This is a genomic window from Streptomyces sp. NPDC040432, from assembly GCF_055595445.1.
In genome coordinates, this window is sequence record NZ_JBVIVP010000003.1 from 132,023 (window position 1) to 150,219 (window position 18,197).

At 73.1% G+C, this 18,197-nt stretch carries 17 protein-coding genes and 1 tRNA gene; 15 read left to right on the forward strand and 3 right to left on the reverse strand.

Going from position 1 to position 18,197, the window contains the following annotated elements:
- Positions 1-96: 96 nt before the first annotated feature.
- Positions 97-954: a fumarylacetoacetate hydrolase family protein gene (locus ACZ58N_RS07885; RefSeq protein ID WP_471156873.1), complete on the forward strand. Its 858-nt coding sequence runs from the start codon at positions 97-99 to the stop codon at positions 952-954.
- A 67-nt stretch (positions 955-1,021) separates the two neighbouring features.
- Here ACZ58N_RS07885 and ACZ58N_RS07890 read toward each other — a convergent pair whose 3' ends face one another.
- Positions 1,022-2,281: an ALF repeat-containing protein gene (locus ACZ58N_RS07890; RefSeq protein ID WP_471156876.1), complete on the reverse strand. Its 1,260-nt coding sequence runs from the start codon at positions 2,279-2,281 to the stop codon at positions 1,022-1,024.
- Between the two features lie 110 nt (positions 2,282-2,391).
- Entirely contained in the window at positions 2,392-3,489 is a 1,098-nt protein-coding gene (locus ACZ58N_RS07895; RefSeq protein ID WP_471156878.1) for a Gfo/Idh/MocA family oxidoreductase, read from the reverse strand.
- Between ACZ58N_RS07895 and ACZ58N_RS07900 the strand changes: the two genes are divergently transcribed.
- The 13 genes from ACZ58N_RS07900 (at position 3,488) to ACZ58N_RS07960 (ending at position 16,392) form a co-directional block, all read left to right on the forward strand.
- Positions 3,488-4,651 (forward strand): ROK family transcriptional regulator, encoded by a 1,164-nt coding sequence (locus ACZ58N_RS07900; protein WP_471156880.1) that lies wholly within the window; start codon positions 3,488-3,490, stop codon positions 4,649-4,651. The genes ACZ58N_RS07895 and ACZ58N_RS07900 overlap by 2 nt on opposite strands.
- A 208-nt stretch (positions 4,652-4,859) precedes the next feature.
- Positions 4,860-5,612 (forward strand): hypothetical protein, encoded by a 753-nt coding sequence (locus ACZ58N_RS07905; RefSeq protein WP_471156882.1) that lies wholly within the window; start codon positions 4,860-4,862, stop codon positions 5,610-5,612.
- A gap of 115 nt (positions 5,613-5,727) precedes the next feature.
- Positions 5,728-6,498: a GntR family transcriptional regulator gene (locus ACZ58N_RS07910; RefSeq protein WP_471156883.1), complete on the forward strand. Its 771-nt coding sequence runs from the start codon at positions 5,728-5,730 to the stop codon at positions 6,496-6,498.
- A gap of 155 nt (positions 6,499-6,653) precedes the next feature.
- On the forward strand, positions 6,654-7,775 hold the full coding sequence (locus ACZ58N_RS07915) for a TIGR03364 family FAD-dependent oxidoreductase (protein ID WP_471156886.1): 1,122 nt from the start codon (positions 6,654-6,656) through the stop codon (positions 7,773-7,775).
- A gap of 5 nt (positions 7,776-7,780) precedes the next feature.
- The gene (locus ACZ58N_RS07920) at positions 7,781-8,476 is read left to right on the forward strand and encodes a phosphonatase-like hydrolase (RefSeq protein ID WP_471156887.1); all 696 of its coding nucleotides are present in this window, start codon (positions 7,781-7,783) and stop codon (positions 8,474-8,476) included.
- Entirely contained in the window at positions 8,473-9,522 is a 1,050-nt protein-coding gene (locus ACZ58N_RS07925) for an ABC transporter ATP-binding protein (protein ID WP_471156889.1), read from the forward strand. The genes ACZ58N_RS07920 and ACZ58N_RS07925 overlap by 4 nt, the downstream gene beginning before the upstream one ends.
- Positions 9,515-10,468, forward strand: coding sequence for a 2-aminoethylphosphonate ABC transporter permease subunit (locus tag ACZ58N_RS07930; RefSeq protein ID WP_471156891.1), 954 nt, complete (start codon positions 9,515-9,517; stop codon positions 10,466-10,468). The genes ACZ58N_RS07925 and ACZ58N_RS07930 overlap by 8 nt, the downstream gene beginning before the upstream one ends.
- A complete protein-coding gene (locus ACZ58N_RS07935; RefSeq protein WP_471156894.1) occupies positions 10,455-11,252 on the forward strand; it encodes an ABC transporter permease in 798 nt (265 codons plus the stop codon). The genes ACZ58N_RS07930 and ACZ58N_RS07935 overlap by 14 nt, the downstream gene beginning before the upstream one ends.
- A gap of 32 nt (positions 11,253-11,284) precedes the next feature.
- Positions 11,285-12,352 carry a 2-aminoethylphosphonate ABC transporter substrate-binding protein gene (locus ACZ58N_RS07940; RefSeq protein ID WP_471156897.1) on the forward strand — a complete coding sequence of 356 codons (1,068 nt, stop codon included), beginning with the start codon at positions 11,285-11,287 and terminating at the stop codon, positions 12,350-12,352.
- Between the two features lie 125 nt (positions 12,353-12,477).
- On the forward strand, positions 12,478-14,022 hold the full coding sequence (locus tag ACZ58N_RS07945; RefSeq protein ID WP_471156900.1) for an alkaline phosphatase family protein: 1,545 nt from the start codon (positions 12,478-12,480) through the stop codon (positions 14,020-14,022).
- Positions 14,023-14,161: 139 nt separating this feature from the next.
- Positions 14,162-14,941: an HAD-IIA family hydrolase gene (locus ACZ58N_RS07950; RefSeq protein ID WP_389706993.1), complete on the forward strand. Its 780-nt coding sequence runs from the start codon at positions 14,162-14,164 to the stop codon at positions 14,939-14,941.
- 156 nt (positions 14,942-15,097) lie between these two features.
- On the forward strand, positions 15,098-15,733 hold the full coding sequence (locus ACZ58N_RS07955) for a hypothetical protein (protein ID WP_471156904.1): 636 nt from the start codon (positions 15,098-15,100) through the stop codon (positions 15,731-15,733).
- Positions 15,730-16,392, forward strand: coding sequence for a class F sortase (locus ACZ58N_RS07960; RefSeq protein WP_471156906.1), 663 nt, complete (start codon positions 15,730-15,732; stop codon positions 16,390-16,392). Before ACZ58N_RS07955 ends, ACZ58N_RS07960 begins: the two co-directional genes overlap by 4 nt.
- A gap of 110 nt (positions 16,393-16,502) precedes the next feature.
- On the opposite strand, the gene ACZ58N_RS07965 is transcribed toward ACZ58N_RS07960, so the two are convergent.
- Positions 16,503-16,576, reverse strand: a tRNA-Lys gene (locus tag ACZ58N_RS07965).
- A 227-nt stretch (positions 16,577-16,803) separates the two neighbouring features.
- Here ACZ58N_RS07965 and ACZ58N_RS07970 point away from each other — a divergent pair.
- Positions 16,804-18,186, forward strand: coding sequence for a peptidoglycan-binding protein (locus tag ACZ58N_RS07970; protein ID WP_471157551.1), 1,383 nt, complete (start codon positions 16,804-16,806; stop codon positions 18,184-18,186).
- Positions 18,187-18,197: the final 11 nt, after the last annotated feature.

Sequence of the window (18,197 nt, forward strand, 5' to 3'; positions counted from 1 at the left end):
CATCTTGGAGGATCAACCAATCCTCCGATGGCCGCAACCCATCGGCCGGCCCCGGCATGCCCGGGGTCGACCACCCACGACCACGGGAGAATGCCCATGAAGCTGCTGCGTGTCGGACCCGTTGGGTCGGAGCGCCCCGCGCTGCTCGACCAGGACGGCACCCTGCGTGACCTGTCCGGCCTGATCACGGATGTGGACGGCGACCTGCTCGCCGACGACTCCGCGCTGTCCCGGGTACGGGACGCCGCGGCGGCGGGCGGGCTCCCGGTGCTCGACGCGGAGGGGCTGCGCGTCGGCTCCCCGGTCGGCCGCATCGGCAAGATCGTGGGCATCGGGCTGAACTACCACGGCCACGCCGCCGAGGTGGGCGCCGAGGCGCCGCCGGAGCCGATCGTCTTCCTCAAGGCCCCGGACACCGTGGTCGGCCCGGACGACACCGTGCTGATCCCGCGCGGCAGTGTGAAGACCGACTGGGAGGCCGAGCTCGGCGTCGTCATCGGTGCCACCGCCCGCTACCTGGGCTCCGCCGAGGAGGGCCTCGCGCACGTCGCCGGTTACGTGCTGGCGAACGACGTGACGGAGCGCGCCTTCCAGACGGAGCGCGGCGGGACCTGGGACAAGGGCAAGAACTGCGAGACCTTCACCCCGCTCGGCCCCTGGCTGGTCACCGCGGACGAGGTCCCGGACCCGCAGGTCCTGGACGTACGGCTGTGGGTGAACGGCGAGCTGAAGCAGGACGGCCACACCTCCGACCAGATCTTCGCGGTCGGCGAGGTCGTGCGGTACCTGAGCCACTTCATGACCCTGTACCCGGGCGACGTCATCGTCACGGGCACGCCTGCGGGCGTGGCGGCCGGACAGCCCGAGCCGAAGCCGTTCCTGCGGGCCGGTGACGTCGTCGAGGTGGAGATCGAGGGCCTCGGACGCCAGCGCCAGGAGTTCAAGAGCGCCTGACCCACGGCACGGCGAAGGGGCGGACCGTCGTGGTCCGCCCCTTCCGTGTCCCCGTACGTGGTGCCGATCAGCCCTCGGTCGTCGTGCGGCGGCGGCGGTTGGCGATGACCAGGCCCGCGCCCGCGGCGAGGGTCGCGGCGGCCGCGCCCCCGATCAGGACGTTCTCGGACCCGGCGCCCGTGTTCGCGAGCGGACCGGAGGCGGTGCTGCCCGCGGGGGTCACGTTCGTGTTCCCGGTGGTGCCGGTGGTGCCCGTCGTACCGGTGGTGCCCGTCGTCCCCGTCGATCCGGTCGTGCCCGTGGAACCGGTGGTGCCCGTCGTACCGGTGGTGCCCGTCGAGCCCGTCGAGCCCGTCGTGCCGGTGCCGCCGGTCTGGCCCCCGGTGGCCTTGTCCTTGGCGCGGGCCTCGTGCTGGCCGGTCTGCAGGAACGCCGTCCGGTCCTGGGCGGTGCCCCTGAGGGCGGCGAGGGCGGCCTTCTTCAGCTCGGGGCCGGTCTCCGCGACCATCGCCGAGATCAGGACCTTGTTGTCGTCGTCGCGCAGCGCGTGCTGCGTGGTCGTGACGAACTCGCGCAACTGGGCCGGCTTCGGGTTGCCTTCGAGGAGCTTGATGATGCCCTCCTTCAGCCCCGGCCCGGCGTCCTTCAGCATCCCGAGGACCGCGACCCGGTCGTCCTCCGCGCGGACCACGTGCTGACCGGTCGCGACGAACGCGCGGATCTCCTCCGGCGTGCCCTTCGAGAGCAGCTCGTTGACGGCCTTCGTGATGCCCTTGCCGGCTCCGGCGAGCATCCGGGCGATCGCGACCCGGTCGTCCTGGGCCCGGGCCTTGTGCTGCCCGGTCGTCAGGAACGCGGTGAGCGCCTCCTGGGTGTTCACCCGGAGGGCCTCGTCGGCCGCCTCCCGCACGATCCGGCCGCCCGCCTCGGCGATCGCGGCGACCCGTACGCGGTCGTCCTCCAGCTGCAGCTTCGGTCGTTCGACCTCAAGGAAGCGCCGCATGTCCTCGGGCTTCCCCTTGAGGGCCTTCTCCGCGGCCTCGCGCATGTCCTTGCTCGTCGCCGGGTTCTTGAGGATCGCGTCGATCTCGGTCCGGTCCTTGGCCGCCTGCGGGTCCTCGGCGGGGGTGGTCGTCGTGCCGCCCGGAGCGGGGTTCGCGGGCTGGGCGGCCACGTCGGGCACGGTCGCCGAGGGGCCCGTGGTCGTCGCCGTGGTGGAGTCGGCGGCGAACGCGGGCGAGGAGAGCAGGACGGCCGGGGCCATCGCGGCGGTGGCCACGACGGTGGCGATCCGGGGCAGTTTCACCGAGGGAATTCCATTCTTCATACGTGTGATGATCGACAACCTGTGAAGAATATGTCGCCCGCTCCGCCCGAACCGTCGATTTCACGCCGAACCCGCGCCCTGACCGGGCCGGTCGCGGCCCCTGCGGCCGGTCAGAGGTCGACGCTGACGCCCTCCGCCGAGGACCGGCGTGCGGCCTCCAGCACCGCCAGGCACTGCGCCGCCTCGTGCGCGGTGACCGGAGCCGGTCCGCCCGACCGCAGCGCGTCCGCGACCGCCGCGTAGTACGCGGGGTAGTCGCCCGCCGCGGTGCGCACCGGGAGGCCGCCGCCGGTCAGCGGGGACTCGCCGGAACCCAGCCGCCCCCACAGGTGCTCGGGCTCCTCGCCCCACGGGCGGCTGTCGTCCCCGGGGCGCAGACCCTCGCGCAGGGCGGCCTCCTGGGGGTCCAGGCCGTACTTGACGTAGCCGGCGCGGGATCCCAGGACCCGCAAGCGCGGTCCCAGCTGGGCCGTGGTCGCGCTGACGTGCAGGTGCGAGCGGACGCCGCTCGCGTGGGTGAGCGCGATGAACGTGTCGTCGTCGGCCTCGGCGCCCGGGCGCCGCACGTCCGCTTCCGCGTAGACGCGTACGGCGGGACCGAACAGCACGAGCGCCTGGTCCACGACGTGGCTGCCCAGGTCGTACAGCAGGCCGCCGATCTCCTCCGGCGCGCCGGACTCGCGCCAGCCGCCCTTGAGCTGCGGGCGCCAGCGCTCGAAACGGGACTCGAAGCGCAGGACCTCGCCCAGGTCGCCGCCGTCGAGGAGCCGGCGCAGCGTGAGGAAGTCGTTGTCCCAGCGGCGGTTCTGGAAGACGGACAGGAAGGTGCCGGTCCGGTCGGCGAGGGCGGCGAGCTCGCGGGCCTCGGCCGCCGTGGCGGCGAGCGGCTTGTCCACGACCACCGGGATGCCCGCGGTGAGCGCGGCGGTGGCGAGCGGGACGTGCGTCTTGTTGGGGGAGGCGATGACGACGAGGTCCGGCGCGTCCCCGCCGCCCGCGCGGGCCCACAGCTCGTCGGCGGAGGCGGCGACGCGGACGTCGGGGAAGGCCTCGCGGACCTGCCCCTGCCGGCCGGGGTCGGAGGTGACGACCGTGTCGAGGACGAGCCCCTCGGTCGCGGTCACGAGGGGGGCGTGGAACACGGAACCGGCGAGTCCGTAGCCGACGAGGGCGACGCGCAGGGGTGCGGTGGGGGAGGCGGTGTTCATGGCACCACTTTGGCAACAGCGTTGCGCAAGTGCAAGGAGGGTGGACAATGGGCAGGTGAACAGGGGTGACGGGGCCGGTCGTGGCGGGGTGAACCTGCCCGCGCTGCGCGGGCACAACGAGGCGGTACTGCTGGGGCTGCTGCGCGCCGCCGGACCGCCCGGCCTCGGCCGCGCCGAGCTCGCCGACGCCGCGGGGCTGACGCCGCAGGCCGTCAGCAAGATCGCGGCGCGGCTCGCCGCGGACGGCCTGGTGGCCGATGCCGGCCGTGGCCCCTCCACCGGCGGCAAGCCGCGCACGCTGCTGCGCCTGGTGCCCGGCGCCCGGCACGCCGTGGGCGTCCACCTGGACCGTGACGAACTGCGGGCCGTACGGGTCGACCTCGCCGGCGGCGTCGTCGACCGCCTGCGCGCCCCGCTGGACTTCGGGGCGGGCCCCGAGCCGGTCGTGGACGCGGTCGTGGAGGCCGTCGCAGGGCTCGGCGGCCGGCCGGGCACGCCCCCGCCCGTCGGCGTGGGGGTCGCCGCGCCGGGGCCGCTGGACTGGCGCAGCGGGGTGCTGGGCCGGGTGACCGGGTTCCCGAACTGGGCGGGATTCCCGCTGCGGGAGGTGTTGGCGGGGCGGCTGGGGCTGCCGGTGGTGCTGGACAAGGACACCAACGCCGCCGTCGCGACGGGGGGTCCGGGCGGGCCGGGCGCCGGCACGTCGGTGTACCTGCACGTCGGCACCGGGCTCGGTGCCGGACTCCGGCTGGACGGCGAGATCCACCGGGGCGCCAGGTCGGCGGCCGGGGAGTTCGGACACCAGGTGCTGTGGCTGGACGGCCCACCCTGCCGGTGCGGGGGGCGGGGCTGCCTTGAGGTGCTCTGCCTCGACGCGGTGGCCCGCGGCGACCTGCCGGAAGCGGCCCGGATCCTGGGGGAGGGCGCGGCGAACCTGGTCGCGCTGCTCGACGTGGACCGGGTACTGCTGGGAGGGCGGGTCGTGGACGCCGATCCGGACGTCTTCGTCACCGGGGTCAGGGCCGCGCTGGCGGCGCGCCCCCTGACCGACACGGCCCCACCGACGGTGGCGCAGGCCCCGGGCGGCGTCGCCGAGGGCGCCGCGGAACTGGCCCTGACCCCGCTGTACGTCCACCCCGGAACACCCCGGGCCGGTGCGTGACGGTCCCGCCGGCCGACCCGGGCACCCCCGCCGACGTGCGGGAACGCGTTCGGCGCTTGACCCGGTGCGCCATCCGGGCGTAAACCGGAGGTGCTCACGCGCGGCTCCCGGCAGGGGGTCGCGCGCGCGTGGAAGGGTGCGGACAAGGCCGGGGTGATTGTCGCCTCGTCCTATCATCGTCCCGTCCGGCGAGCAGCGAAGGTCTTCCATGCGACTGCGCAAAGCCCTTGCCCTCACCGCCGTGCTCCTCGCCTCCGCCGCGCCCTCCGCCGTGGCGGACATCGGCACCGGAGGCGGCGCCCGACCCGCCCCGGCGCTCCCCTCGCGCGCGCTGGCCAGCTGCGGGGACGGCAAGGGCGCCGCCTTCCCCATCGGGGCCCGGATCCGCGGCGGCCCGTCCGTCTATCGGGCCGGCGGCGGGGCGCAGACCTGGCTGTTGGACCTGACGAACACCACGAGCGGCGCGTGCACGGCCATCCACCCCGTCGTCGTGTTCACGGACAAGGCGCGGGCCCTGCGCCCCGCCCACCTCAGGATGGAGTTCGACGCTCCGGGCGGCTCCCATCCCGTCAGCCTCGAACGCACCGACCGCGACGAGATCATCGCGGTGTTCGACGGCGGCGACGCCTTCTCCGGGTTCTCCGTCGGCGCGGGCGGCTCGATCACCGTCACGGTGCGGCTGGCCTTCGCCGAGGAGACCCCCCACGGCGAGGTCGTCGCGGACGCCGCCCTCGTCCAGCGCAAGGGCGATCACGGTGACGACGGCGACTGGGTCGGGGAGGCGGGCGGCTACCGGTTCGAGGTCGAGGGCCCGCAGGACACCACCGAGGCGGGCGCCCTCGCGCACACCGGCTCCCGCGACCACCCCTGGGCGTACGGGGCCGGCGCCCTCGCCGCGCTCACCACCGGAGGCGGCCTGCTCCTGGGCGCCCGCCGGTTCCGCACACCCCGCGCCCGCTGACGCCCGCGCACCCGCACGCCGCGCCCGCTGACGCCTGCGCCCGCCGGTTCCGCGCGCGCCCGTACGGCTCCCCGCGCGACGATCTCCGTACATCTGCCCCGGTTACAGTCCCCACGTGGAAGAACAGACCCGGCGGCACCAGCACCTTCCCGGCGGCCCCGTGCGCTCGGGCATCCCGGAGCACGGTCGGATCCCCAAGTACTACGCCGTCAAGGCGCTGATCGCCGATCTGCTCGACGAGCTCGGCGAGGGCGGCTCGCTGCCCACCGAGCGCGATCTCGCGGAGCGCTGCGCGGTGTCCCGCGAGACCGTTCGGCAGGCACTGCGCGAGTTGCTCCTCGAAGGCCGGCTCCGTCGGTCGGGGCGCGGCACGGTCGTCGCCGGACCCAAACTGGAGCAGCCGCTCTCCCTCGCGAGCTACACCGAGGGGGTGCGCCGGCAGGGCCGCCGCCCCGGCCGCAACCTGATCGGCCTGGAGCGCTTCCCCTGCCCGGACGGCCTGGCCGCCGGCATCGGCGCGGAGAGCGGCGAGCCCGTCTGGCACCTGGAGCGGGTGCTGCTCGCCGACGATGAGCGCGTCGGCCTGGAGAGCACGTACATCAGGGTCGCCCGCGCCCCCCGCCTCGACGTCGATTTCCGGCCCGACTCCTCCTTCTACGGCTACCTCCGAGACGATCTCGGCATCGCCTTCGGTGAGGCCGACGAGAAGCTGGAGACGGTCCTCGCCACCCCCCGGGAAGCCCTGCTGATCGGCACCCCGCCGGCGCTTCCGATGCTGCTCATCCACCGGTTCTCGCGGGACGGGCAGGGCCGCCCGCTGGAGCGGGTGCGTTCGCTCTACCGTGGCGACCGGTTCAGTTTCACGACGCGCCTACGCCCCGAATAGCGGGGCGGGCGGCCCCCGACACCCCGCAAACGATCCAAAACGGGCGCCTTGGGATCACGGAACGGTAACGGGTCTGGTCCAAGCGTCGAGGGCTGTTCACCGACCGGTCGTCGACCGGACCCTCCCGGGCCACCGGCCGCCGCCACCTTGGGGGCGTGAGAGTCATAGTCGTCGGAGGCGGCGTGGTCGGCACCATGCACGCCTGGCAAGCAATCGAACGCGGCCACGAGGTCGTCCAGATCGAACGGGAAGCGGAGGCACGCGGCGCGTCACTGCGCAATTTCGGCCAGATATGGGTCAGTGGGCGAGCCGGGGGAGAGGAACTCGACACCGCCCTGCGGGCCCGCGAGCTCTGGGAGCGGATCGGCGCGGAGGTGCCCGGACTGGGCTTCCGCGCGATCGGGTCCCTCACCCCCGTCCGCGACGCCCGCGAGTACGCGGTGGCGGAGGCGGCGGCGGCCCGCTCCGACGCCGCCGCCCGCGGCCACGAACTGGTCACCGCGGTCGAAGCGCGGGCCATCAACCCGGCCCTGCGCGGGGACTTCGAGGCGGCCCTGTGGTGCGAGCGGGACGCGGCCGTGGAACCGCGCACCGCACAGCTCCACCTCCGGGAAGCCCTGCGGGCGTCCGGCCGGTACACCTTCCTCACCGGCCGCGAGGTCCGCGAGGTCGTCGGCGCGGGCGCCGTCCGCGACGACCACGGTGACGTCCACCGCGGCGACGCGGTCGTCCTCGCCACCGGCGCCTGGCTGTCCGGCCTGGTCCGCGAGTTGGTCCCCGACCTGCCGGTGCGCCGGGTCCGGCTGCAGATGATGCAGACGGCCCCGCTCGGCGAGGCCCTGACCACCTCCGTCGCCGACGCCGACAGCTTCCGCTACTACCCCGCCTACGCGTCCCCGGCGCTCGACGAACTCAACGCCGACCAGCCGCAGGAACCCGTCGCCGCCGCGCACGCGATGCAACTGCTGATGGTCCAGCGCCGGGACGGCGGACTGACCATCGGCGACACCCACGCCTACGAGCACCCCTTCGCCTTCGACACCCTCGAAGACCCCTACGAGCACGTCGCCGCGGTCGCCGAGTCCTTCCTGGGCCGGCCGCTGCCGAGGATCCGCCACCGCTGGGCGGGCGTCTACGCCCAGTGCACCGACACCACCCGCGTCGTCCACCGCCAACAGGTGGCCGACGGGGTGTGGTTGGTGACCGGACCCGGCGGGCGCGGGATGACCTGCTCGCCCGCCATCGCCGAGACCACCGCGAACGAACTGGGCTGGTGACCGACATGACCGATGCCAACAAACTGATCGTCCTCGACATGGCCGGCACGACCGTCGCCGACGGCGGTCTCGTCGAGCGCGCCTTCGAGCATGCCGCCGAAGCCCTCGGCGTCGAGCCCGGCAGCGCCGACCACGCGGCCAAGCTCCGGTACGTGCGCGACACCATGGGCGAGTCGAAGATCTCCGTCTTCCGTCACCTCTTCGGTACGGAGGAATTCGCCCGCCGCGCCAACTCCGCCTTCGAGCGGGCCTACGGGGAACTCGTCGACGGCGGCCTCGTCACCGCCCTCCCCGGCGCCCGCGAGGCCGTCGAGCGGCTCCGCGCCGAGGGCCGCGCCGTCGTCCTGACCACCGGCTTCGCCCGGGTCACCCAGGAAGCCATCCTCGACGCCCTCGGCTGGCGGGACCTCGCCGACCTCACCCTGTGCCCCGCCGACGCGGGCGGTCGCGGTCGGCCCTTCCCGGACATGGTGCTGACCGCGTTCCTGCGCACCGGCGCCGCGGCCGACGTACGGGACACGGTCGTCGTCGGTGACACCTCGTACGACGTGCTCAGCGGCCGGCGAGCCGGAGCGGGCATCGTCGCCGGCGTCCTCACCGGCGCCCACGACCGGGCCGCGTTGACCGGGAGCGGCGCCACCCACGTGCTCGGCTCCGTCGCCGAACTCCCCGGCCTGCTGGAGCGGGGGACCGGGGCGTGAGCGGCATCCGCTTCGACTCCGTCTCGGTCGCCTACGGCGGGAACACCGTCCTGGACTCCCTCGACCTGACCGTCGAACCCGGCGAGGTCATGGCACTGCTGGGGCCCTCCGGCTCCGGCAAGACCACGGCGCTGCGCGCGGTCGCCGGCTTCGTACGGCCCGCCGCCGGCCGGATCCTGATCGGCGGCCGGGACGTCACCGCGATGCCCCCGCACAAGCGCGGCATCGGCATGGTCGTCCAGCAGTACGCGCTGTTCCCGCACATGCGGGTCGCGGAGAACGTCGCCTTCGGCCTCAAGGCGCAGAAGGCCCCCAGGGCCGGCATCCCGGACCGGGTCGCCGAGGCCCTGGAGATGACCGGGATGGGCGCCTACGCCACCCGCTACCCGCGCGAGCTGTCCGGCGGCCAGCAGCAGCGCGTGGCCATCGCCCGGGCGCTCGCCATCCGCCCCGGCGTGCTCCTGCTCGACGAGCCGCTCTCGGCGCTCGACGCGCAGTTGCGCTCCGGGATGCTCGTCGAACTGGCCCGGCTGCACCGCGAACTTCCCGACGTGTCCATCCTGTACGTCACGCACGACCAGGTGGAAGCCCTCACCCTGGCCGACCGGATCGCCGTCATGGACCGGGCCCGGCTCCAGGACTGCGGGACCCCGCAGGAGCTGTACCGGTCCCCGCGGACCGAGTTCACCGCCTCCTTCGTCGGCAACGCCAACCTGCTGCCCGTCACGGTGGCCGACGACGGAGCCGTGTTCGAAGGGCGCGGCCTGGAGCTGGACCGCGGCGGCGCCGCACCCGGCGCCCGCGCCACGCTGTGCGTACGGCCGCACCTGATCGGCCTGGGCGAGGGCCCCAACGCCCTGTGCGGCACCATCACCGAGGTCCAGTGGCGGGGCTCCACGCACCGGCTGTACGTGGACGTCGACGGCCACCGCGTCAAGGCCGACCTGCCCGAACTGCGCGAAACCCCGGCGCTGGGCGACACGGTGACCCTGCACTTCGAGCCGCGCGACGCGGTCCTGCTGTCGGCGGGGGTCTCCGATGGCTGAGCTCGCCGGGGACCTGCGCGATCCCGTCGCCGGGAACGCGCCCGATCCCGCCGCCGCGACTTCGGCGGCCCGGACCGTGCGGGCCGGCGGCCCCGGCCCGTCCCGGACCCCGTCCGCCCGGCGCCCGCGCACCGTCCCGGCCTGGGTGTGGACGGCGCCGCCCCTGGCCGTGCTCGCGGTGGTCTTCCTCCACCCCCTCGCCCTGGTCGTGCGGCAGTCGTTCACCCCGGAGGGCGGCGGCGCCTTCGACGCCTACACCTCCGTGTTCGCCTCCCGCGGCTTCCGCGAGGCCCTGGGCACGACGGTGTGGCTGGCAGTCGGAGCCACCGTCGGCTGCCTCGTCCTCGGCTTCGCCCTCGCGCTGGTCATCGCCTTCGTCCCGTTCCCCGGATCCAGGGCCGTCGCCAGGTTCATCGACGTCTTCCTCTCCTTCCCCTCCTTCCTCGTCACCCTCGCCCTCCTCTTCATCTACGGGACGGTGGGCATGGCCAACGGGGCCTGGACCGACCTGACCGGCGCCGCCGAGGGGCCCTTCCGCTTCCTGGCGACCCCCTGGGGCGTCCTGCTGGCGGAGATCACCTGGTTCACGCCGTTCGTGATGCGCCCACTGCTCGCCGCCTTCTCCCAACTGGACACCGCCCAACTGGAAGTGGCTTCCTCGCTCGGGGCGAAACCGGCCCGGATCATCCGACGGGTCATCCTGCCCGAGGCCCTGCCGGCCCTCGCCGCGGGCGGCAGCCTCGTCCTGGTCATGTGCCTCAACGAGTTCGGGATCGTGCTGTTCACGGGCGCCAAGGACGTCACGACGCTGCCGATGCTCATCTACGGCAAGGCGATCCTCGAATCCGACTACGCGGCCGCCTGCGTGGTCGCCGTCGTCAACATCGCGATCTCCGTCGGCCTGTTCGGCCTCTACCGGGTGGTGAGCAAGCGTGCTGGTGCATAGCAGGACCGGCCGTCGAGCCGCCTGGGCCCTGTTCGGCCTCCTCTTCCTGCCCCTCTTCGCCCTGCCGCTGCTCGTCGTGGTCGCCGCGTCCTTCTCGACCCACTGGTCCGGAGCCTTCCCCTCCGGCCCGACCACCGAGAACTACGCCGCCGCCGTGCGCGGCGAATCCCTGCGGGCGCTGACCACCTCCCTCGTCACCGGCCTCGTCGCGAGCCTGCTCGCGCTCACCCTCGGCACCTGGGCGGCGCTGGCCGCCGCCGGCCTCAAGGAGCGCGGCAGGCGTTGCCTGGACGCCCTGTTCATGCTGCCCGTCGCCGTACCGTCCGTGGTCGTCGGCCTCGCCCTGCTCGTCGCGTTCAGCAGGCCCCCGCTGCTGCTCAACGGCACGGGTTCCCTCGTGGTCCTGGCCCACACCGTCCTCGTGACGGCCTTCGCGTACCAGTCCGTCTCGGCCGCGCTCACCCGCCTCGACCCCGCCTACGAACAGGCCGCGGCCTCCCTCGGCGCCCGGCCCGCGTACGTCCTGTGGCGGGTCCGGCTGCCCCTGCTGCTGCCGTCCCTCACCTCGGCCGCCGGGCTCTGCTTCGCCCTGTCGATGGGCGAGCTGAGCGCCACGATGATGCTCTACCCGCCGGACTGGACGCCCCTGCCGGTCCGGATCTTCACCGCCACCGACCGCGGCTCGCTCTTCAGCGGCGCCGCCGTCGCCGTGGTCCTGATGGCCACCACCCTGCTGGTGCTGGCGGCCGTCTCCCGCATCCGCACCAGAGCCTCGTACCGCTGATCCCCGGCTCCCCCTCCCCGTAAGGACGTTCCATGCCCAGCATCCGCACCCTCCTGCGCACCGCCACCGCCGTCACCGGCGGCCTCGTCCTCACCTGCGCCCTCACCGCCTGCGGCGCCGGCTCCTCCGCCGAGGGGGCCGCGGTCGTCACCGTCTACAGCGCCGACGGCCTCAAGAGCGACAAGGGCGACGGCTGGTACGACAAGGTGTTCGCCGAGTTCACCAGGAAGACCGGCATCGAGGTCAAGTTCGTCGAGGGCGGCTCCGGCGAGATGGTGCAGCGCGCCGTCCGCGAGAGGACCAACACCCAGGCCGACGTCCTCGTCACCCTGCCCCCCTTCATCCAACAGGCCGAGGGCAAGGGCCTGCTCCAGGCGTACCGGCCGAAGGGCTCCGAGCAGGTCAACGGCTCGAACAAGGCCGCCGACGGCACGTGGACGTCCGTCGTCAACAACTACTTCGGCTTCATCCACAACAAGAAGGAACTCGCCGAGGCCCCCAGGACCTGGGAGGAACTCCTCGACCCCAAATACAAGGGCAAGCTCCAGTACTCCACCCCCGGCGTCGCCGGCGACGGCACCGCCGTCCTCATCAAGTCGATGCACGACTTCGGCGGCAAGGAACCCGCCATGGAATACCTGAAGAAGCTCCAGGCCAACAACGTCGGCCCATCCTCCTCCACCAGCAAGCTCGCGCCGAAGACCGACAAGGGCGAGCTGCTCGTCGCCAACGGCGACGTCCAGATGAACTTCGCGCAGTCCAAGTCCATGCCGAACCTGGGCATATGGTTCCCGGCGAAGGAGGGCGGCAGGCCCACCACCTTCGCCCTGCCCTACGCTGCCGGCCTCCTCGACAAGGCCCCGCACGCCGAGAACGGCAAGAAGCTCCTCGACTTCATGCTCGGCGAGGACGCCCAGAAGCTCGTCAGCGGCGTCGGCGGCGGATTCCCCGCGCGCGCCGACGTCAAGCCGACCGACGCCAACGCCGTCGAACTGACCAAGCTGATGACGGGCGTCGAGGTCTTCGAACCCGACTGGGCCGACATCGACACGAACCTCACCGCCTACGTCGACGCGTGGAAGTCGGCAACCGGAAGCTGACCGGTTACTTCCTGGCCACCCCCGCCCGGAAGAGTGACGCTCGCATAACGGGTCTGGACCCACGACCGCACCCCCGGTCCGGACCCGACGCATGTCCGCAGTGCCCACCTGCTCACCATGCCCACTTGCTCCTGGAGGAGTACGTGTCCCCTGCCCTGTCCGGTCGCGCCCTCGCCGTCGCGGCGACCGCCACCGCCACCGCCCTGCTCGCCACCGCCCTCGGCGCGCACACCGCGAGCGCGGCGGCGAAGGCGGCCAACACCGACAAGGTCCTCGTCATCGGCCTCGACGGCGCGGTCCTCGACCGCGTCGTGGCCGCCGACGCCCCCCACCTCAAGGGCCTCATGGCCCAGGGCCTGACCGCCCGCAGCACCCTCTACGCCAACCCGATGGGCGCCACGTCCTCCGGCCCCGGCTGGTCCACCATCGCCACCGGCGTGTGGCCCGACAAGCACGGCGTGAAGGACAACTCCTTCATCGGCAAGAACTACGCGGCCCACCCCGACTTCCTGACCCGCATCGAGAACGCGAAGCCCGCGCTCAACACCTACGCGGCAGCGGACTGGGAGCCCGTCACCTCCACCGACCAGAACGGCCCGATCTTCTCCACGAAGGTCGACAAGCGCCTCTCCCTCAAGGGCGACCGCGACGGCTACCGCAACGAGGACCCGAAGATCGCCGCGGCGGCCGCCACGGAACTGCGCACCCGGAACCCGGACGCCGCCTTCGTCTACCTCGGCGAGATCGACGCCGCCGGCCACTCCTCCGGCGCCGGCAGCCAGACCTACCTCGACACCGTCGCCCGCGTCGACGTCCTCGTCGGCCAACTCCTCACCGCCGTCCAGCAGCGCCCCACCTACGCCCAGGAGAAGTGGAAGATCCTGGTCACCACCGACCACGGACATACCACCACCGGCGGCCACGGCGGCTCCAGCGCCGCCGAACGCGGCACCTTCGTCATCGCCAAGGGCGCCGGCATCCCCGCCGGCTCCGTACGCGACGACGTGCGCCTCGCCGACGTCGCGGCGACCGCCCTCGCCCAGGTCGGCGTCCCGACCACCGGCCTCGACGGCGTACCCCTGAACGCCCCCGACAACGACGCCTTCGACACGCTCCGACCCGCCCTCGGGACCCGCGTCGACGAGACCGGCATTCCCGCCGGCACCAAGGGCTTCACCCGCACCCCGCCCACCGGCTGGGCCGTCGACAATTCGCGGATGGGCACCGGCGGCATCACCGAGTGGTCCGGCTGGACCTTCGCCACCGACGAGTTCTGGACCCAGGCGCAGCGCGACCAGTGGCGCGAGCTGAACGTCCGCTCCCGTGACGTGTTCGCCGTCGCCGACTCCGACGAGTGGGACGACAAGAGCCACACCGGCACCTTCGACTCCACGCTGATCACCCCCAGGTGGGCCGTCACCGGCGGCGCCGTCCACACCCTCGCCTTCCAATCGCACTACCGCCACGAGGCGGGCCAGACGGCGCAGGTCCTCGTCTCCTACGACGGCGCCGCCCCCACCGTCGTGAAGAACTACACCGCCGACGCCCTCGCCAAGGCCGAGACGATCGCCCTCCAGGTCCCGGCCGGCGCCACCGACGTCCAGGTCCGGTTCCGCTACAGCGGCAGCAACAACTGGTTCTGGGCCGTCGACAACGTCACCCTCGGCTGATCCGCCACCCGGGTGACCGTCCGGGCCGTGGACGCGCGCCGCGTCCACGGCCCGGCACGGATAGGGTGGTACAGACCAGAGGTCCCCGAGGCCGGTGGACCTCCGAGGTCACAGGCCCCGCAGAGCGGAGAACAGTCCCGTGGCAGAGCGCAAGCCGATCGAATCCTGGCTCACCGACATGGACGGGGTCCTCATCCACGAGGGCACCCCGATCCCCGGTGCCGACGCCTTCATCAAGCGGCTGCGGGAGTCCGGCAAGCCCTTCCTGGTGCTGACGAACAACTCCATCTACACCCCGCGCGACCTCCAGGCCCGCCTCAGCCGGATGGGCCTCCACGTGCCCGTGGAGAACATCTGGACCTCGGCGCTCGCCACCGCGAAGTTCCTCGACGACCAGCGCCCGGGCGGCACCGCCTACGTCATCGGCGAAGCCGGTCTGACCACGGCCCTCCACGACATCGGCTACATCCTCACCGACCACGAGCCCGACTACGTGGTGCTCGGCGAGACCCGCACCTACAGCTTCGAGGCCATGACGAAGGCCGTCCGCCTGATCAACGGCGGCGCCCGCTTCATCTGCACCAACCCCGACGAGACCGGCCCCTCCACCGAGGGCCCGCTGCCCGCCACCGGCGCCGTCGCCGCACTCATCACCAAGGCCACCGGCAAGAAGCCCTACTTCGCGGGCAAGCCCAACCCGCTGATGATGCGCACCGGCCTCAACGCCATCGGCGCGCACTCCGAGAGCAGCGCCATGATCGGTGACCGGATGGACACCGACGTCCTGGCCGGACTGGAGGCGGGCATGCAGACCTTCCTCGTGCTGACCGGACTGACCACGGCGCAGGACACCGAGAAGTTCCCCTACCGCCCGACGAAGACGGTCGACTCCATCGCCGACCTCATCGACCTGGTCTAGGTCGCCCCGCGCGAAACACCCCGCGCGACACGTTCCGAGCGACCCGCACGCCGTGCGGCATTGGCGCGTACGGCTGACCCGGACGGGCCAAAAGAGCGCTGCTCCGGATGCGGAGCGGCGCGTCGCGCGTGAATCTCCTAGGAGAGGAGGTTCACCATGCGCAGTTCACTGCTCGCTCTCCGTGTCGCGGGGGTGGCCGTCGCCCTGACGGCGTGCTCCGTCGTGACCGCCCCCACGGCCTTCGCCAACGAATGGGACCGCGGCGGCGTCTCGGCGGAACCGAACCCGGCGGAGCCCGGGGCACTGGTCAAGCTGCGCGTCCGCGGCTGTGACGGCGGCCGGGGTCTGGCCCACTCCTCCGTCTTCGTGTCGGAGGTCCGGTTGTCGGACGGCCGCGACGGCCAGGCGCTGTACGGCGAGGCGATCATCCGCTCGCACGCCCAGTCCGGCTGGCACGAGATCCGCGTCAAGTGCGAGGGCAAGGGCGGCCACGGCGACAAGGGCGGCAAGGGCGGTTACGAGGAGGTGCGGGGCTCGATCGAGGTCCGCAACCGCGAACACCACCGCCCCGACCCGTACCGTTCGCCGGTCTGGCCCGTCCACGCGGGCGGCGGTGGCATGTCCGCGCAGCTCGCGGAGACGACGCGGCTCGCGGCGGCGACGAAGAAGAGCCACGTCGCCGACGGTCCGGGCCTGCCGCACACCCTGATCGGAGCGGCCCTCGCGGCCGTGGCCACCCTGGCGGTCGCGGGCCGGGCCCTCACCCTGCGCCGCCGCCGCAGCGGCGGATGAGCGAGGACCGGGCCACCCCGGGCGGCCGGCTGCTGACCTTCACGGCCTGGTCGGTGCTGGTCCTGGGCCTGTGGCTGTGGGGCAAGGAGATCACCGGGGTGCCGTCCGGTGCGCAGGCCGGGCAGGGCGGCGGCCCGGTGGCCGCGGGCATGCCGGCCGCCCACGCCCCGATGTCCGGGGCGATGCCCGCCCGGGTCGACGTACCTTCCATAGGCGTCCAGGCCCCGGTGATCTCGCGGGGCCTGGACGCCCGGGGTTCGATCGACCCGCCGCCGTACGAGCTCCCGGGCACGGTCGGCTGGTGGGGTGCCGGGGCCGCGCCGGGGGCGGCCGGTACGGCGTTGATGGTGGGGCACGTGGACACGAAGTCGAAGCCGGCGGTGTTCTTCGGGCTGTCGACGGTGAAACCGGGGGCGAAGATCCGCGTGGCCCGGGCGGACGGATCGGTCGCCGAGTTCACGGTCGAGGACGTGAAGACCTACGAGCGGACCGACTTCGACCCGAAGAAGGCGTACGGCCCCCGGGTCGACGGCCGGGCCGAGCTCCGGCTGGTGACCTGCGGCGGCAACTACGACAAGACGGCCAAGCAGTACTCGGCGAACGTGGTGGTCTCCGCCTACCTGACGGGTGCGGGCCTCCGCTCCGGCACCGAGGTGTAGCCGGCGCGGACCGCCGGGAGGCGGACCGCACGCGCCGACGGACGCCGAACGAACCGATGCAACGGAAGAAGCCCTCCACAGCTTTCGCTGTGGAGGGCTTCTCCTTGTCGTGCGCCGCCAGGGACTCGAACCCCGGACCCGCTGATTAAGAGTCAGCTGCTCTAACCAACTGAGCTAGCGGCGCCTGCTGACAGAGAAAACTCTACCCCACCTCAAGGGTTGCTCGTGACCAGCCGCGCCCGCGTTGTCCGATTAACCCATGTTTGGGGTGTTTATCGTGCACGATATGTCTGGTCGAGCCGAATCTGATGCCCCGCCAGATGCGTGCCCGGCCGACCAGTGGACGAGCAGGGGAGTGGACGGAACCGCATGACGACGCAGCCTCCGGCGCACGAGCAGCCGCCGGCACCGATGCCGATGCCGGTCTTCGAGGACTACCAGCCCGCGGGCGACTGCCGGTGCCCGGGATGCGCGCAGAGGCGTCGCGCCCTCGCGCGCGGGCGGGCCATACCGCTTCGGGACGGCGGCCACCCGGCCGCGCGGGGTGCCCGCCGGGCGTTGGTGCTCGCCACCGCCGCCGGTGTGGTGCTGAGCGGCGGCGGAAGCGCGGTGGCCCTGCACACGCCGGCCCCCGGCCCGGGGCCGGTGACCCTGGACGACCCCGACACCCCGCAGGGCGGTCGGGCCCCGCTGCACGGGCGCCCGTCGACCGGCCGCCCGTCGGGCCTGCCCGGCGCCCCGTCGGCCGTCCGGCGCATCGACCGGGCGACGATCATCAACCGGGCCAAGCTGTGGCTGGACGCCAAGGTCCCCTACAGCATGTCCGAGTACTGGACGGACGGCTACCGGCAGGACTGCTCGGGCTACGTCTCGATGGCCTGGAACCTCGGCACCAACGAGTGGACCGGCAGCCTCCACACGTTCGCCACACCGATCACCAAGGACGAGCTGCTGCCGGGGGACATGCTGCTCTTCCACAACCCGGCGAATCCCAACAACGGCTCCCACGTGACCCTCTTCGGCGGCTGGGCCGACGCGACGCGTACCCACTACATCGCCTACGAGCAGACCCGCCCGACGACGCGGAAGCAGGCCACGCCGTACGCGTACTGGAACAACGCGACCAAGTACCTGCCGTACCGGTTCACCGGGGTGTCGGGCGGGATCGTGCCGGACGCTCCGCAGCCCGGCCCCGGCCCGGTCGTCTCGACCGTCTTCCCCGGGACGTCGAAGTTCGGACCCGGCGCGGACAACGCGCACGTCGCCGAGCTCGGCGCGATGCTGATCGGCCGGGGTGCGTCCCGCTTCTACCCGCAGGGTGCGAGCAGGAAATGGAGCGACTCGGACCGGCTGGCCACCCAGGCCTTCCAACGGGCGCAGGGCTGGACGGGCACCGACGCCGACGGGATCCCCGGCTCCCACACCTGGCGGCTGCTGGTGGAACGGGGCGGCAAGGACATCCCGCCCGCGGCTCCCGGCGGGGCGACGTCGCCCACCACTCCCACCACCCCCACCGCTCCGACGGTCCCGATCGGCCACGCGGGGCCGGGCGGGGTGCCCGCGTACCCGGGGGCGTCGGTCTTCCGCCCGGGCAAGTCCCATCCGGCCATCACCGCCCTCGGCCGCCAGTTGGTGAAGAAGGGCTTCGGCAAGCACTACACGTCCGGTCCGGGTGCCCGCTGGAGCGAGGCCGACCGCCGCAACGTCGAGGCCTTCCAGCGCGCCCAGGGCTGGCGCGGCTCCTCGGCCGACGGTTACCCCGGCCCGGAGACCTGGCGGCGGCTGTTCGCATGACGGAGGCAACG

Coding starts and splice junctions, on each gene's coding strand:
- ACZ58N_RS07930 (WP_471156891.1), top strand. CDS start 9,515: ATGGCTGAGCTCGCCGGGGACCTGCGCGATCCCGTCGCCGGGAACGCG.
- ACZ58N_RS07940 (WP_471156897.1), top strand. CDS start 11,285: ATGCCCAGCATCCGCACCCTCCTGCGCACCGCCACCGCCGTCACCGGC.
- ACZ58N_RS07900 (WP_471156880.1), top strand. CDS start 3,488: ATGGCACCACTTTGGCAACAGCGTTGCGCAAGTGCAAGGAGGGTGGAC.
- ACZ58N_RS07885 (WP_471156873.1), top strand. CDS start 97: ATGAAGCTGCTGCGTGTCGGACCCGTTGGGTCGGAGCGCCCCGCGCTG.
- ACZ58N_RS07955 (WP_471156904.1), top strand. CDS start 15,098: ATGCGCAGTTCACTGCTCGCTCTCCGTGTCGCGGGGGTGGCCGTCGCC.
- ACZ58N_RS07960 (WP_471156906.1), top strand. CDS start 15,730: ATGAGCGAGGACCGGGCCACCCCGGGCGGCCGGCTGCTGACCTTCACG.
- ACZ58N_RS07895 (WP_471156878.1), bottom strand. CDS start 3,489: ATGAACACCGCCTCCCCCACCGCACCCCTGCGCGTCGCCCTCGTCGGC.
- ACZ58N_RS07920 (WP_471156887.1), top strand. CDS start 7,781: ATGACCGATGCCAACAAACTGATCGTCCTCGACATGGCCGGCACGACC.
- ACZ58N_RS07890 (WP_471156876.1), bottom strand. CDS start 2,281: ATGAAGAATGGAATTCCCTCGGTGAAACTGCCCCGGATCGCCACCGTC.
- ACZ58N_RS07970 (WP_471157551.1), top strand. CDS start 16,804: ATGCCGATGCCGGTCTTCGAGGACTACCAGCCCGCGGGCGACTGCCGG.
- ACZ58N_RS07905 (WP_471156882.1), top strand. CDS start 4,860: ATGCGACTGCGCAAAGCCCTTGCCCTCACCGCCGTGCTCCTCGCCTCC.